The sequence below is a fragment of the Microbispora sp. NPDC049633 genome (assembly GCF_040675265.1).
In the GTDB taxonomy this organism is placed as follows: Bacteria; Actinomycetota; Actinomycetes; order Streptosporangiales; family Streptosporangiaceae; genus Microbispora; species Microbispora maris.
The window spans coordinates 50,723-64,515 of sequence record NZ_JBFAOO010000001.1 but is presented as its reverse complement, the minus strand read 5'-3'; the positions used below and the strand labels follow the sequence as shown (position 1 = coordinate 64,515).

General features: G+C 69.9%; 15 protein-coding genes. 12 read left to right on the top strand and 3 right to left on the bottom strand.

What is annotated here, in order from left to right:
- The first annotated feature begins 17 nt into the window (after window positions 1-17).
- The 4 genes from AB0J39_RS00350 to AB0J39_RS00335 all read left to right on the top strand — a co-directional run bounded on the left by AB0J39_RS00350 (window position 18) and on the right by AB0J39_RS00335 (window position 6,214).
- Window positions 18-401, top strand: a complete 384-nt coding sequence (locus tag AB0J39_RS00350; protein WP_363460178.1) for a DUF5318 family protein — start codon at window positions 18-20, stop codon at window positions 399-401.
- Between the two features lie 513 nt (window positions 402-914).
- Window positions 915-3,383 (top strand): transglycosylase domain-containing protein, encoded by a 2,469-nt coding sequence (locus AB0J39_RS00345; RefSeq protein WP_363460176.1) that lies wholly within the window; start codon window positions 915-917, stop codon window positions 3,381-3,383.
- A 102-nt stretch (window positions 3,384-3,485) separates the two neighbouring features.
- Window positions 3,486-4,850, top strand: coding sequence for a glycosyltransferase 87 family protein (locus AB0J39_RS00340; RefSeq protein ID WP_363460174.1), 1,365 nt, complete (start codon window positions 3,486-3,488; stop codon window positions 4,848-4,850).
- Between the two features lie 113 nt (window positions 4,851-4,963).
- Window positions 4,964-6,214, top strand: coding sequence for a glycosyltransferase 87 family protein (locus tag AB0J39_RS00335; protein WP_363460172.1), 1,251 nt, complete (start codon window positions 4,964-4,966; stop codon window positions 6,212-6,214).
- 43 nt (window positions 6,215-6,257) lie between these two features.
- Here the strand turns inward: AB0J39_RS00335 and AB0J39_RS00330 are convergent, their stop codons facing one another.
- The gene (locus AB0J39_RS00330) at window positions 6,258-7,049 is read right to left on the bottom strand and encodes a deoxyribonuclease IV (protein WP_363460170.1); all 792 of its coding nucleotides are present in this window, start codon (window positions 7,047-7,049) and stop codon (window positions 6,258-6,260) included.
- A 182-nt stretch (window positions 7,050-7,231) separates the two neighbouring features.
- Here AB0J39_RS00330 and AB0J39_RS00325 point away from each other — a divergent pair, with 182 nt between their 5' ends.
- Window positions 7,232-7,408: a hypothetical protein gene (locus tag AB0J39_RS00325; protein ID WP_193203926.1), complete on the top strand. Its 177-nt coding sequence runs from the start codon at window positions 7,232-7,234 to the stop codon at window positions 7,406-7,408.
- 11 nt (window positions 7,409-7,419) lie between these two features.
- On the opposite strand, the gene AB0J39_RS00320 is transcribed toward AB0J39_RS00325, so the two are convergent.
- On the bottom strand, window positions 7,420-7,665 hold the full coding sequence (locus AB0J39_RS00320; protein ID WP_363460168.1) for a hypothetical protein: 246 nt from the start codon (window positions 7,663-7,665) through the stop codon (window positions 7,420-7,422).
- A gap of 268 nt (window positions 7,666-7,933) precedes the next feature.
- Between AB0J39_RS00320 and rpsF the strand changes: the two genes are divergently transcribed.
- The 7 genes from rpsF (at window position 7,934) to AB0J39_RS00285 (ending at window position 12,342) form a co-directional block, all read left to right on the top strand.
- A complete protein-coding gene (gene rpsF / locus AB0J39_RS00315; RefSeq protein WP_142620127.1) occupies window positions 7,934-8,224 on the top strand; it encodes a 30S ribosomal protein S6 in 291 nt (96 codons plus the stop codon).
- A gap of 102 nt (window positions 8,225-8,326) precedes the next feature.
- Window positions 8,327-8,866, top strand: coding sequence for a single-stranded DNA-binding protein (locus tag AB0J39_RS00310; RefSeq protein WP_363460165.1), 540 nt, complete (start codon window positions 8,327-8,329; stop codon window positions 8,864-8,866).
- Between the two features lie 84 nt (window positions 8,867-8,950).
- Entirely contained in the window at window positions 8,951-9,187 is a 237-nt protein-coding gene (gene rpsR / locus AB0J39_RS00305; protein ID WP_030508621.1) for a 30S ribosomal protein S18, read from the top strand.
- 18 nt (window positions 9,188-9,205) lie between these two features.
- Window positions 9,206-9,652, top strand: coding sequence for a 50S ribosomal protein L9 (gene rplI / locus AB0J39_RS00300; RefSeq protein WP_030508622.1), 447 nt, complete (start codon window positions 9,206-9,208; stop codon window positions 9,650-9,652).
- Window positions 9,653-9,824: 172 nt separating this feature from the next.
- Window positions 9,825-10,706, top strand: a complete 882-nt coding sequence (locus AB0J39_RS00295; RefSeq protein ID WP_363460163.1) for an ABC transporter substrate-binding protein — start codon at window positions 9,825-9,827, stop codon at window positions 10,704-10,706.
- Window positions 10,703-11,602 (top strand): amino acid ABC transporter permease, encoded by a 900-nt coding sequence (locus tag AB0J39_RS00290; protein WP_363460161.1) that lies wholly within the window; start codon window positions 10,703-10,705, stop codon window positions 11,600-11,602. Before AB0J39_RS00295 ends, AB0J39_RS00290 begins: the two co-directional genes overlap by 4 nt.
- Window positions 11,599-12,342: an amino acid ABC transporter ATP-binding protein gene (locus AB0J39_RS00285; RefSeq protein WP_363460159.1), complete on the top strand. Its 744-nt coding sequence runs from the start codon at window positions 11,599-11,601 to the stop codon at window positions 12,340-12,342. The genes AB0J39_RS00290 and AB0J39_RS00285 overlap by 4 nt, the downstream gene beginning before the upstream one ends.
- A 2-nt stretch (window positions 12,343-12,344) precedes the next feature.
- On the opposite strand, the gene AB0J39_RS00280 is transcribed toward AB0J39_RS00285, so the two are convergent.
- Window positions 12,345-13,673 carry an MATE family efflux transporter gene (locus AB0J39_RS00280; RefSeq protein WP_363460157.1) on the bottom strand — a complete coding sequence of 443 codons (1,329 nt, stop codon included), beginning with the start codon at window positions 13,671-13,673 and terminating at the stop codon, window positions 12,345-12,347.
- Between the last annotated feature and the right edge of the window lie 120 nt (window positions 13,674-13,793).

Genomic DNA, 13,793 nt, shown 5'->3' with positions numbered 1-13,793 from the left:
GGCCGTAATCTGGCCGTATGTGGTCACAGCGGTCGGTCGTGGACTACGGCCTCGCGAAGCGGGCGGCCGTGCAGTCCGTCCGCGCCGGCCGCATGCGGGCGCGGGACGTGTGCGACGCCCACCCTTATCTGCTGCGCGCGGCTCGGTTCCACGGAGAGCCCACGAGCCGCATCTGCCCCATATGTGAACGAATGAACGTGACCAACGTCACATACGTATATGGGGAGGAACTAGGACGAGCGGCCGGCCAGGCGAAAGCCCCGGCCGAGCTCACCGCGATGGCCCGGGAATACCGCGAATTCCGGGTCTACGTGGTGGAGGTCTGCCAAGGTTGTTCCTGGAACCACCTGGCGGTGTCGTTCGTCCTCGGAACAGCCGATCCCCCGGGCCCTTCTTCGTAGGCGACCTCCACCACCAGGAGGACCGCCCGCCGGCCTGCCGGCCGACGTCGATTCATTCCCCGAAACACCTGACGAGGACGCGTGACTAACAGCAGCTATGGACCGGAGCCGACCGGCCGTCCCGAGGACGCCTCGGGCTCCGGTGGATCATCCCGCCCTGGGCGCCGTCGTCGCTCGGCCCGGGAATCCGACGAGTACGGCGAGCCCGCTCCGCCGCGACAGCCCGGCAGGGGCCCGGCTCCGCAGCCGCCGCGCGACGCCCGGCCCGCTGGACCGGAGCAGCGCCGGCGGGAGGCGGCGGCCTTCGAGGACACGGCGGCCATGAACGCGGTGCCCCCGGGCCCGCCGCAGCGACCCGCACAGGGACCGGCGCAGAGACCGCAGCCGGGGCCGCAGCAGGGACCCCGCGGACCGGTGGGCCGTGACCCGCGTTACGCCGCCGGTCCCGGTGGACCTGGTGGACCCGGCCGTCCCGGCGTTTCCGGCGCCGATGAGCGCACCCAGGCGATGGGCATGCCGGGCGGTGGCCGCCGCGGGGATGCCGACGGGCAGAGCACCGAGGCGATCCAGACCGGCGGCCGCCGCCGCAGGCCCTCGGGCCGGGGCGGCCGCGGTCCCGGCGGCCCGGCTGGACCGGGAGGCCCAGGAGGCCCCGAAGGGCCCGGCGGGCGTGGCCCCCGGGATCCGCGAGACTTCGACGACTTCGACGAGGACGACGAGAAGCCGCGCCGTACGGGCTGGAAGCGCTTCCTGCCGAGCTGGAAGATCCTCGTGGCGGCCTTCACCGTGCTGGCCGTCGGCACCTTCGGCATGATCGCGGTGGCGTACGCCAACACCCCGACGCCGACCGCGACCCAGGCGGACGCGATCTCCGAAGGCAGCGCCATCTACTACAACGACGGCAAGACGCTGATCGCCAAGGTCGGCACCCCGCGCGTCATCGTGAACGACATCAAGAAGGTGCCGCGGCACGTCCAGGACGCCGTCATCGCGATCGAGAACAAGACGTTCCGCGACGACTCCGGCATCTCCATCTCCGGCATGATTCGGTCGGTCTACATGACGGCCACCGGGCAGCAGCTCCAGGGCGCCTCGACGATCACCCAGCAGATGGCCCGCAACTACTACGACGGCCTCAGCCAGGAAGTGTCGATCAAGCGGAAGTTCAAGGAGATCTTCGTCGCGGTCAAGCTCGACCAGGAGATGACCAAGGACCAGATCCTGCTGCAGTACCTCAACACGGTGAACTTCGGCCGCGCCTACGGCATCGAGGCCGCCGCGATGGCGTACTTCAAGAAGCACGTCGACCAGCTCACTCAGGAGCAGGGCGCCTATCTCGCCGCGCGCATCCAGACGCCGGCGCTGGACGCCGACTCCCCGCAGTTGCAGGGCCGGTTCAAGGACGTCGTCAACGCCATGGCGGCCCTCGACCCGGCCAAGTACGGAAAGCTGCCGAGCACGGCCAAGTTCCCCAAGACCGCCCCCGCGCGCAACAGCAACGACCTGGGCGGTCTCAAGGGCTACATGGTCACCCAGGTCATGAACGAGCTGGAGTCGCGCATGCACCTGTCCGCGGACCAGGTCAGGAGCGGCGGCTACAAGATCGTCTCGACCTTCGACAAGAAGCTCATGCAGGCCGCCAAGAAGGCGGTGACCGCCACCATGTCCTCGATGTCGAAGGAGTTCCACGCCGGTCTGGCCGCCGTGGATCCCGAGACGGGACGGGTGGTCGCCTTCTACGGCGGCAACGACTATCTCAAGGACCCCTGGAACGAGCCGTTCCAGTCCAGAAAGCAGGCCGCGTCGGCGTTCAAGCCGTACGTGCTGGCCGCCTGGCTGGACGCCGGATACAGCCTGAACAGCTTCCTGCCCGGAAACCAGACCGTGCCGGAGAAGCTGCCGGGCTTCGAGAAGGGCATCACCAACGGCCACTCGGTGCCGAGCGCCATCAACGCGATCTATGCGACCTCCCACTCGATCAACACGGCCTTCGCCTCCATGGCGTACAAGCTCGACGAGGCGAACGGCACGGTCGGTCAGCTCAGCGCGGTGAAGCAGATCGCCGAGGAGGCGGGGCTCAGCAAGGAGAGCCTGGACAAGGACATCGCGGACCACAAGTACCAGTTCTCCATCGGCAGCGCCGGGGTGACCCCGGTCGAGCAGGCCGCCGGCTACTCGATCTTCGCCAACGAGGGCAAGCACGTCGACTACCACGTGGTCAAGGAGGTCCGGAAGGACAAGGAGGTCGTCTTCGCCGAGCGGCGGGACGTCAAGCAGGTGATCACGCCCGAGGCGGCGGCCGACTCCGTGGTGGCCATGGAGGAGGTCCTCAAGTCGGGCACGGCGGCGGGCAAGGGCATCGGCCGTCCGGCCGCAGGCAAGACCGGCACCAACAACGACGAGAAGGAAGCCTGGTTCGTCGGCTTCACCCCGCAGTTGTCGGTCGCAGTGGGCATGTACCGCGAGCAGTGCGAGACCAAGAGCGGCAAGATCGTGCAGCCGCTGTACTCCAACTGCCCGACCACCCCGGGTGGAAAGCCGAGCAAGAAGTACGGCCCCAACAACCCGTACACCCACGTCAAAGAGGTGTCGCTGGGCTTCGAGGGCGCCGGCCCGCCGACCACGATCTGGCGGACGTTCATGATGGAGGCGCTCGCGGGCAAGCCGGTCGAGCAGTTCCCGCCCAAGGCCGGCGTGGGCACCCCCGAGAACCTGGTGCCGAGCCCGACGCCGTCGCCGAGCCCGGAACCGGAAGACGGCGGGTTCCCCAACGACATCCCGGACGACTTCCTCGACGACGACGGTTGTTACAACGGCGGCCCGGGATGTGACAACGGCGACGGCGGCGGCCGGGGCTTCGGCGACGACCCGGGCCAGGGCGGCCAGGACGGCGGCCCCGGCGCCGGCAACGACGTCCCGTTGAACATCCCCGCGGCGATGTCCTCGGGATCCGGCACCGGCAAGGACGGCAGCGGCGCCTGAGCCTCGATCAGGCACTCCGAAGGGCCCGTGGCGACCTCCGCCGCGGGCCCTTCCGCTTGGCGGAGTCGCCAAGCCGAGGCGTTGGATGGTGCAATACCGAGCATGACGACCCGGACCACGAACGACTCCGCCCCGCTGCCCGGGGTCGCCGCGCGGGCGGTGCCGTACCTGCCTCTCGGGCTTCTCGCGGGGCTCGGCGCCGTTCTCGCATACCTGTGGAAGCACGCCTGCCGGTTCGACGGTGCCTGGAACGGCGGTGTCGGGCAGTTCACCAACTTCTGCTACACCGACATCTATCCGCTGTTCTGGGCGGAGAAGCTCAACGAGGGCAAGGTCCCCTACGTCGACTATCCCGTCGAATACCCGGTCGGCATCGGCGGGATCATGGAGTTCGCCCGCCGGCTCGCGGGCGGCGACGGGATCGTGTTCTACGACGTCACCGTGATCCTCATGGGAATCTCGCTGGTCGCGGGCGTGCTGCTGACGGCCGCGCTGGCCGGCCCGGCCCGCCGCTGGGACGCCCTCTGGTACGCCATCGGCCCGGCCGTGATCCTCTGCGCGTACATCAACTGGGACCTGGCCGCGGGGGCGCTGGCGCTCGGCGGCCTGCTGGCCTGGGCCAAGGACCGGCCGTGGCTCGCGGGCGTGCTGCTGGCCCTGGCCGTGGCCACGAAGTTCTACCCGCTCATGTTCTTCGGCGCGTTGTTCCTGCTCACGGCGCGTACGGCCAAGTGGGTGCCGTTCCTGAAGACGGCGGCCGCGGCGGCGTTCACGTGGTTACTGGTGAACGTGCCGATCATGCTGGTCAACTTCGAGGGCTGGAAGCGGTTCTACGCCTTCAGCAGCGAGCGCGGCGCCGACTGGGGCGGGCTGTGGTTCTTCTTCCAGAAGACCCAGTGGTTCGGCATGGAAAGGCCCGGCTTCCTGGCCTTTCTCGGCGACCCGGAGAAGCTGAACACCATGGCCATGGCCGCGCTGGCGGTGCTGCTGCTGGGTGTCGCCGTGCTCGCGCTCGCCGCGCCGCGGCGGCCGCGCCTGATGCAGCTGTGCTTCCTCGCCCTGGCCGCCTTCATGATCACCAACAAGGTGTGGTCGCCGCAGTACGTCCTGTGGCTGGTGCCGTTCGCGGTGCTGGCCAGGCCCAGGTGGGGCGCGCTGGCCGCCTGGCAGGTCGCCGAGTGCTGGTACTTCTTCTCGATCTGGCTCTACCTGGTCACCCAGACCGGCGAACCCGCCCTCGGCATCGGCGACGACCCGTACTTCCTTTCGGTCTGGGCCCGGGCGTTGACCATCGTGATCCTCATGGCGCTCGTCGTTCGCGACATCCTGCGGCCCGAGCACGACGTCGTACGCCAGGCGGACGCCGACGACCCGTCGGGCGGGGTCTTCGACGGCGCCGAGGATCGCCTCGTACTGCGCCGTTCGCTCCTCGCGCGGGGCACGCGGCAGCAGCCGGAGACGGTGTGAGGGCCTGAAACTTACATCGGATTTCGCGCCCGTCGCGGCGGACGGGAGCGGTCCGAGCCGAGGCATCGCGTAACGTCGCGTGAGAGTGTGTGCGACGAACGGGGGAGACGGCGATGCGCCGGAGGCCGCCATGGCTCCTGCTGCTGGTCTGGGCGGCGACCCGGGGGGCGCTCCTCCTCGTCGCGACCCAGACCATCCCGACAGGGCACGGCGAGGCCTTCACCAACGACGTCACCCTCTACCGCGACTGGTCCGACATCCTGGCCGAGGGGGAGTTCCCGGCGGGTGACGAGAAGTGGCAGTACCCGCCGTTCGCGGCGCTGCCGCTGCTCGCCCCCCGCCTGCTGCCGCTGGACTACCACGTCGCCTTCTCCCTGCTGGCGCTGCTGTGCGACCTCGCGATCCTGCTCCTGCTGTGGCGGTTCTCCGTCTCGCGGTCCTTGGGCCCGCGCCGCGGCGGCGGACGCACGGGCCCGTGGGCGTGGACCGTCGGCGCGGCCCTGCTCGGCCCGGTGCTCCTCGCGCGGTACGACCTCATGGTCACGCTCGTGGCGGTGCTGGCGCTGACGACGTCGGCGGGCCCGGCGGTGCGCGGGTCGCTCATCGGCGTCGGCCTCCTGGTGAAGGCGTGGCCGGTCGCGCTGCTCGCCGGCCTGCGGCGCTGGCGCGAGCTGCTGACCGCGTCGGGCTTCACGCTCGCCGTCGCCGTGGCGGGATGCGGTGTGACCGCCCTGGTCGTGCCGCACGCGCTGGACTTCCTGACCGCGCAGGAGAAGCGGGGCCTGCAGATCGAGTCGCTGGCCGCCACGCCGTTCGCGCTCGCCCGGGCCCTCGGCTGGTGGGACGGCTACACCACCTACCAGCACGGCGCGATGGAGGCCGTGGGCCCCGGCGCGCACGCCGCGGCATTGGTGAGCCTGGCCGCCACCCCGGTGGCGCTGGCGCTGGTCGGTGTGTGGTGGCTGCGGGCGGCCCCGAGCCCGCGGTCGTATCACGACGCCGCGCTCACCACCGTGCTCTTCCTGGTCGCCACCAGCCGGGTGCTGTCGCCGCAGTATCTCGTGTGGGTGGTCGGCGTCGCCGCCGTCATCCTGTCGGTGCGGCGCGACCGGCCCGGCCCGACGCAGCGGCCGGCCGCCCTGCTCGTCCTGGTCGCCGCCCTGCTGACGGGGATCATGTACCCCTGGATGGAGCTGGACTACAGCTGGACGGGCGCCCTGCCGGGGACGCTCGTGCTGGTCGTGCGCAACCTCGTCGTCCTGGCCGCCGCGGTCGCGTCGTACGTGCAGCTGTGGCGCGCCACGCGCGGGCCCGGCCGGGTGCGGGGCGAGTGGAGCCTTCAGGCAGCGGTACCCACTGCCTGAGGTTCTCAATCCGCAGATTTATCCACAGGGTGTGGACGGTCGTCTACAGGTGCTTGCGCAGGTACGCGATGTCGTCGGCCTGGCCGTCGAACGGCGTCTCGACCACGATCGGCGCCCCGGCCGTCCGGCAGACCTCCAGGATCAACTCGGGGTCGATCTGCCCGCTGCCGAGATTGGCGTGCCGGTCGGCGCCGGAGTCGAAGGCGTCCCGCGAGTCGTTGCAGTGGATGAGGTCGATGCGGCCGGTGATCGCCTTCACCCGCTCCACGAGCCCGGCCAGCTCCTCGCCGCCCGCGTGGAAGTGGCAGGTGTCCAGGCAGAAGCCGACGACCGAAGGATCGGGGGCGCCGGCCGTCACGGCGTCCCACAGCCGGGCGATGCGATCCAACTTGCGCGCCATCGCGTTGCCGCCGCCGGCCGTGTTCTCGATCAGCACCGGGATCGGGCACTCGGTGCGCTCGAAGACCTTGCGCCAGTTGTCGTAGCCCGTTTGGGGGTCGTCGCCGGCGTTGACGTGCCCGCCGTGGACGATCAGGCCCTTGGCGCCGATGGCCGCCGCCGCCTTGAGGTGCGCGTCGAGCAGCTTGCGGCTCGGAATGCGGATGCGGTTGTTCGCGGTGGCCACATTGATGACGTACGGCGCGTGCACGTAGACGTCCACGTCCGACGCGCGCAGGGCGTCGGCGGTGGCGGGCGTCACCGGGCTCTTCCACCCCTGGGGGTCGCCGAGGAAGAACTGCACCACGTCGGCGTCGCGGGCGGCCGCGTGCGCGAGCGGGTCGTCCTGGTCGACGTGGGCTCCGATCCGCGGGCGGGCGCCGATGTGGCTGTCCATGCCGTTCCTCCAACTGCTTGCCTGGATAAGAAGGGGGCCGACGACGCGAAGGGCGAACTCTAGGCGCTCTCCAAGAGCGTTTCAAGAGGGCGCGCTGTTTCAGAGGCGCGAATCAGGGCAGTCGCGTGTCACGCGCCCCCAGAACTCGCGCGCGATACTACTTCGTCCACAAGGAGACGAGCATGAGATATCGCTTAGGCAGCTTCATCCTTCTCATCTACATCCTCGTCGGGCTCTACGTGGCCTGGCTCCACGACTACATCACCCCCACGCTCCTCAAGCAGGTCGCCCAGGCCCTGATCGCGGTCTTCCTGTGGTTCCTCGTGCTGCTCGGCGTCGACCTGCACATCGGCGGCTGAACGACCGCTTCTCAGCCGCGCAGTGAGAACCCGCGGGGGAAGAAGCCGCCGTGCGCTATCCCCAGCGCGGCGCCGACGAACGATCCCACGACCCCCACGATGATCAGCGCGCGCTGTCTCGTGGTCGACGAGACGAACTGGGCGTACAGGCCGCCCCAGAACCCGATCGCGCCCACCCATGACGCGATCATGTGGGCCGTCACGATGAAGCCCGTGACGAACGCCACCAGGCCGCACACCAGCGTCGCGATCGTCATCGCGTTCTCCGCCGGGTGCGGCCTGCCGTCCGTGTTCAACGTGAGGTGGACGGGGTGCCCTCTTTTCCGGCCGACGGCGTCTGGCATCGCCTACCCCCTCTCCGACCTCCAGTTTCGCTCTTCGGAACGGGTAAGGCCAAGGGGCTGGTAGCCTTATTCGACTGCGTCTGATAAGGGCCGGGGGCATCGCTCTCCGGCCGAAGCGCAGGGTCCTCCTGTCACGGCAAGGCGTCGTGACCGCAAGAGTCCAGAGGAGGTTGGATCACTCATGCGTCGCTACGAGATGATGGTCATTCTCGACCCGTCCCTCGACGAGCGCACCGTGCAGCCGTCGCTCGACCAGTTCCTCAGTGTCGTCCGCAACGACGGCGGCACCGTGGAGAAGGTCGACGTCTGGGGCCGTCGCCGCCTGTCCTACGACATCGCCAAGAAGTCCGAGGGCATCTACGCCGTGGTCGACCTGACCGCCGAGCCCGCCACCGTGAAGGAGCTGGACCGCCAGCTCAACCTGAACGAGGGCATCCTCCGCACCAAGGTCATCCGCCCCGAGCTTCACTGAGCTCAACTGGCACAACCCCGAAGCCCGGCGGTTTGTCGGGCCCGGGCCGTACTCTGAGCCCTTGACGGCTCAGCTGACGGGATAGGAAGGCGAAAGCGACCGATGGCAGCAGGCGACACACAGATCACCATCGTCGGCAACCTTGTCGACGACCCGGAGCTGCGCTTCACCCCTACGGGGCAGGCCGTGGCCCGGTTCCGCATCGCGTCCACTCCGCGGTTCCTCGACAAGCAGACCAACGAGTGGAAGGACGGCGAGGGCCTGTTCCTCACCTGCAACGTCTGGCGGCAGGCGGCGGAGAACGTCGCCGAGAGCCTCCAGCGCGGCATGCGGGTGATCGTGCAGGGACGGCTGCGCCAACGGTCGTACGAGACCAAGGAAGGCGAGAAGCGCACGGTCTACGAGGTCGAGGTCGACGAGGTCGGCCCCTCGCTGCGCAACGCCACGGCGAAGGTCAACAAGACCACGCGCCAGGGCGGTGGCGGCGGTGGCTTCGGCGGCCCGGCGAACGACCCGTGGGCGACCGCGGCGCCCGCTCCCCAGGGGGGCTTCGGCGGCGGCGGTGGCGGCGGCGGTTTCGGCGGCGGCCCGCAGGGCGGTGGCGGCTTCGGCGGCGACTTCAGCGACGAGCCGCCCTTCTAGGTCGGGCCCTTCCGGTCCCACCCACTGTAAACACAACCGAGCGACCATTCCCGCTTCATGCGGGGCTCTGAGAGGAGCACCACGATGGCGAAGCCGGCGATTCGCAAGCCCAAGAAGAAGGTTTGCCTTTTCTGCCACGACAAGATCTCCTACGTCGACTACAAGGACACGGGGCTGCTGCGGAAGTTCATCTCCGACCGCGGCAAGATCCGTGCCCGCCGGGTGACGGGCAACTGCACCCAGCACCAGCGCGACGTGGCGACCGCTATCAAGAACGCCCGTGAGATGGCCCTGCTGCCGTACACGAGCACCGCGCGCTGAGAAAGGAGACTCAGGACAATGAAGCTCATCCTCACCACTGAGGTCTCCGGCCTCGGTGCCCCCGGCGACATCGTCGAGGTCAAGGACGGCTACGGCCGCAACTACCTCATTCCCCGTGGCTTCGCCATCCGGTGGACCCGCGGCGCCGAGTCGCAGGTCGCCTCGCTGAAGAAGGCGCGTGCCGCCCGCGAGATCCGTGACCTGGGCTCCGCCAAGGAGGTCGCCGGCCAGCTCGGCGCCCTCAAGGTGCGGCTCAAGACCCGCGCGGGCGAGTCGGGCCGGCTGTTCGGCTCGATCACGACCGGCGACATCGCCGATGCCGTCAAGGCCGCCGGTGGCCCGCAGCTCGACCGCCGTCGCATCGAGATCGGTAACGCGATCAAGAGCGTCGGCACCCACAAGGTGAGCGTCCGGCTGCACCCGGAGGTCGCCGCCACCCTCGATGTCGAGGTGGTCGCGGGCTGACACCCGCAGTAGTCCGTCGAGGGCCCTTCTCCGCACGTCGGAGAGGGGCCCTTCGCGGTTCTGCCGACGCGGGGGGATATTCCCCTCAGGTAAACAAGGGTTATACGGAACGCTAGTATCTTGCCGTCCGATTCAGCGGATTTCGTGGTAACTCCCCCCGATGGAGGCTGTGATGCGCCGTCCTACTCTCCTGCTGGCGTCCGGCGCCCTTGTGCTGGCGGCCGCCGCCTGCGCACCGGCGAACGACACCTCCACCACCGCGAGCGGCACCGCCAGCCCGGCCGGTTCCGCGGCCGCGAACGCGTGCGCGAAGGAGAGCCTGAAGCTCACCAGCCCGGGCAAGCTCACGATCGGCACCGACAAGCCGGCGTACGAGCCGTGGTTCAAGGATGACGACCCCGCCAACGGGCAGGGCTTCGAGAGCGCCGTCGCCTACGCGGTGGCCGACAAGATGGGCTTCAGCAAGGACGAGGTCGCCTGGACGGTCGTGCCGTTCGACTCGTCGTTCGCCCCCGGACCCAAGCAGTTCGACTTCGACATCAACCAGATCTCCGCCACCCCGGAACGCGCGAAGGCCGTCGACTTCAGCCAGGGCTACTACACGGTCAAGCAGGGCGTCGTGGCCCTCGACGGCACGAAGTTCGCCTCCGCCGCGAGTCTCGCCGACCTGAAGGATGCCAAGATCGGCGTGCAGGCGGCCACCACCGCGCTGGAGGCGGTGCGGTCGGTCATCCAGCCCGCCAAGGACCCGAGCGTGTTCAACCAGCAGGTCGACGCGGTCAACGCGCTGAAGAACAAGCAGATCGACGCGATCGTCGTCGACCTGCCGACCGCCTTCTACGTCACCGCCGCCCAGGTGGAGAACTCGAAGATCGTCGGCCAGTTCGCCGCGAACAGCGGGGAGCCCGAGGAGTTCGGCCTGCTGTTCCAGAAGGGCAGCCCGCTGGTGAGCTGCGTGGACAAGGCGATCGGCGAGCTGAAGTCGTCCGGTGAGCTGGCGAAGATCGAGAGCCAGTGGCTGACCGCCGCCGCGGGCGCGCCGGAGCTGAAGTGACCGACGGGGAAGCGGCCGCGTCGCCCACGCCGGTGGGGGATGCGGGGCCTGACTGGGTGAAGAGCGAGCGGCAGCTCCGCCGGGAGGCGGAGCTGCGCGGCCGGGCACGGCGGTCGGTCTCCGTCGCCACCGCCTCGACCCTGGTCGTGGTGGTCGCCCTGGTCGCCGGGATCACCGCGTCGCCGGGGTGGCCGCGGGTCCAGGAGTTCTTCTTCAGCCCCGAGGAATTCGTCGACGCACTGCCCGACGTGTTGCGCGGGTTCCTGCTCAACATCAAGATCTTCCTCATCGCCGAGGTGTTCATCCTGGTGGTGGGCCTCCTCGTCGCGCTGGTGCGCGGCCTGCGCGCGCCGGTGTTCTTCCCGCTGCGCGCGCTCGCCATGCTCTACACCGATGTCTTCCGTGGTATCCCGACCATCCTGCTCGTCTACCTGGTCGGATTCGGCATCCCCGCGCTCCAGCTGCAGGGCGCGCCGAGCGACCCGGTCACGCTCGGCATCATCGCGCTGGTCCTGTCGTACGGGGGGTACGTCGCGGAGGTGTTCCGGGCGGGAATCGAGTCGGTGCACCCCAGCCAGCGGGCGGCGGCGCGGTCGCTGGCCCTGAGCCACGGCCAGACCATGCGCTACGTGGTGCTGCCGCAGGCCGTGCGTCGCGTGGTCCCTCCGCTGCTCAACGACTTCGTCTCCCTGCAGAAGGACAGCGCGCTGGTCGCCATGCTCGGCCCGCTGGAGGCGCTGCGGCAGGCGCAGATCCACGGCGCCTCCTCCTTCAACTACACCCCTTACCTCGCCGCCGCGTTGCTGTTCATCCTGCTGACGGTGCCGATGGCGCGGTTCACCGACCATCTCGCGGCACGGGCCGCCCGGCGTCAGACGGGAGGCGGCACGGCATGAGCCTGCTCAAGGTCGAGGGCGTCTGGAAGCACTATCACGGGCTGAGCGTGCTGCGCGGGATCGACCTGGAGGTCGCGCCGCACGAGGTCGTCTGCCTGATCGGGGCCTCCGGCTCGGGCAAGTCGACGCTGCTGCGCTGCGTCAACCTGCTGGAGACGATCGACGACGGCGCCGTCTACCTCGACGGCACCGAGATCACCGACGTCCGGGCCGACGCGGACGACGTCCGCCGCCGCATCGGGATGGTGTTCCAGGCCTACAACCTGTTCCCGCACATGACCGTGCTCGACAACATCACGCTCGCGCCGCGCAAGGTGCACGGCGTGCGCCCCGAGGAGGCCGAGGCCAGGGCACGGGAGCTGCTCGACCGGTTCGGGCTGGCCGACAAGGCGGGGGAGTATCCCGACCGCCTGTCCGGCGGTCAGCAGCAGCGGGTGGCCGTCATCCGCGCGGTCGCGACCGACCCCCGCCTGCTCCTGCTCGACGAGGTCACCTCCGCGCTCGATCCCACGCTGGTCACCGAGGTGCTCGGTGTGATCCGCGAGCTGAAGGAGACCGGGATGACGATGATCCTGGCCACCCACGAGATGGGCTTCGCCCGCGACATCGCCGACACCGTGTGCTTCCTCGAAGGCGGCGTGCTGCTGGAGAGCGGTCCCCCCGAGCAGATCTTCAGCGCGCCGGAGCACCCCCGCACCCGGGCGTTCCTCCAGCGCGTCCTGGAGGCCCGCCGCATGTGACGTCAGGGAGCGGTCCGCGAGGCCCCGGTGACCATCCAGGCGGTGCCGTACGCGCGGAGGGCGAGCGTGACGAGCCGGGCGGCCATCCAGGCGCCGAGCGCGAGCCACAGGCCGACCAGGCTGCCGGCGACGGCGGCGAACGGCAGGTAGGCCAGCGTCGTCCACAGCCCCGCCCAGGCCAGGTAGCGCTGGTCGCCCGCCCCGATGAGGACCCCGTCCAGGACGAACACGACGCCCGCGACCGGCTGCAGGAGCGCGACCGGCCACAGCACGGCGAGCAGCTCGGTGGCGGCCTCGCCCTGCGCGTCGAACAGGGCCGGGACCAGCGGGCGCGCCAGCAGGACGGCGGCGCAGAAGACCACGCCGCACGCGACGCCCCATACGACCATGCGCCGGGTGGCCGCGCGGGTGCGCTCGGTGTCGCCCGCGCCGAGTGCCCGGCCCGTGATGGCCTGCCCCGCGATGGCGATGGCGTCGAGGGCGAAGGCGAGGAACGTCCAGATCCGGGCGGCGACCGTGTGCGCGCCGATCTGGTCGTCGCCCATCCGGGTGGCGAGCGAGGTGGCGACGAGCAGCACGGCCTGCAGGCATGCCGTACGGACGACCAGGGCGAACCCGGCGGCGCCCGCGGCCCGCACCCCGGCGAGGTCGGGCAGCAGCGAGGCGCCGTGCGCGCGGGCGGTCCGCACGACCAGCGCGAGGTAGGTCGCGGCGGCCAGGGACTGGGCGACGACCGTGCCCCAGGCCGATCCGGCGATCCCCCAGCCCAGGCCGAGCACGAACCAGATGTTGAGCAGGCCGTTGAGTGCGAACGACGCGACGGACACGGCCAGCGGCGTACGCGTGTCCTGCAGCCCGCGCAGGACGCCGGTGCCGGCGAGGATCAGCAGCATGCCGGGGGTGCCCAGGAGGCTGATGCGCAGATAGGTGACGGCCTGCGCGGCGAGCTCGCCCGTCGCTCCGAACAGGTGTACGATAAACGGAGCAAGAGGCCAGCACGCCACGCTGACGGCCAGACCGATGATCGCGGCCAGCCATAGGCCGTCCATCCCCTGGCGCATCGCCTGCCTGACGTCCCCCGCCCCCAGCCGCCGTGCGACCGCGGCCGTGGTGGCGTACGCGAGGAACACGCACAGCCCGACGAGAGCGGACAGGGCCGCGCTGGCCACGCCGAGAGCGCCGAGCGCAGGATCGGGAAGGTGGCCGACGATGACGGAGTCGGTGAGCAGGAAGAGCGGCTCGGCTACCAGTGCCCCGAACGCCGGGATCGCGAGCCTGAGGATCTCCCTGTCGTGGGCACGGCCGTGTCCCGTTCCGGAGGTAAGTGGCATAAACCCATTTTGCGGCTTACGGAGCGATGCTCGATCGGTATCAAAAACTTCGGCGGGTTTCTTCCTTCCACAGGCCGTGGATACCGAAATCCCAGGTGGGAGCGGACTTTCGCGATGCGG

Bases quoted from the DNA above. Each gene is read 5' to 3' on its own strand.
- AB0J39_RS00350 (WP_363460178.1), top strand. From the start codon at position 18: ATGTGGTCACAGCGGTCGGTCGTGGACTACGGCCTCGCGAAGCGGGCG.
- AB0J39_RS00345 (WP_363460176.1), top strand. From the start codon at position 915: ATGCCGGGCGGTGGCCGCCGCGGGGATGCCGACGGGCAGAGCACCGAG.
- AB0J39_RS00340 (WP_363460174.1), top strand. From the start codon at position 3,486: ATGACGACCCGGACCACGAACGACTCCGCCCCGCTGCCCGGGGTCGCC.
- AB0J39_RS00335 (WP_363460172.1), top strand. From the start codon at position 4,964: ATGCGCCGGAGGCCGCCATGGCTCCTGCTGCTGGTCTGGGCGGCGACC.
- AB0J39_RS00330 (WP_363460170.1), bottom strand. From the start codon at position 7,049: ATGGACAGCCACATCGGCGCCCGCCCGCGGATCGGAGCCCACGTCGAC.
- AB0J39_RS00325 (WP_193203926.1), top strand. From the start codon at position 7,232: ATGAGATATCGCTTAGGCAGCTTCATCCTTCTCATCTACATCCTCGTC.
- AB0J39_RS00320 (WP_363460168.1), bottom strand. From the start codon at position 7,665: ATGACGATCGCGACGCTGGTGTGCGGCCTGGTGGCGTTCGTCACGGGC.
- rpsF (WP_142620127.1), top strand. From the start codon at position 7,934: ATGCGTCGCTACGAGATGATGGTCATTCTCGACCCGTCCCTCGACGAG.
- AB0J39_RS00310 (WP_363460165.1), top strand. From the start codon at position 8,327: ATGGCAGCAGGCGACACACAGATCACCATCGTCGGCAACCTTGTCGAC.
- rpsR (WP_030508621.1), top strand. From the start codon at position 8,951: ATGGCGAAGCCGGCGATTCGCAAGCCCAAGAAGAAGGTTTGCCTTTTC.
- rplI (WP_030508622.1), top strand. From the start codon at position 9,206: ATGAAGCTCATCCTCACCACTGAGGTCTCCGGCCTCGGTGCCCCCGGC.
- AB0J39_RS00295 (WP_363460163.1), top strand. From the start codon at position 9,825: ATGCGCCGTCCTACTCTCCTGCTGGCGTCCGGCGCCCTTGTGCTGGCG.
- AB0J39_RS00285 (WP_363460159.1), top strand. From the start codon at position 11,599: ATGAGCCTGCTCAAGGTCGAGGGCGTCTGGAAGCACTATCACGGGCTG.
- AB0J39_RS00280 (WP_363460157.1), bottom strand. From the start codon at position 13,673: ATGCCACTTACCTCCGGAACGGGACACGGCCGTGCCCACGACAGGGAG.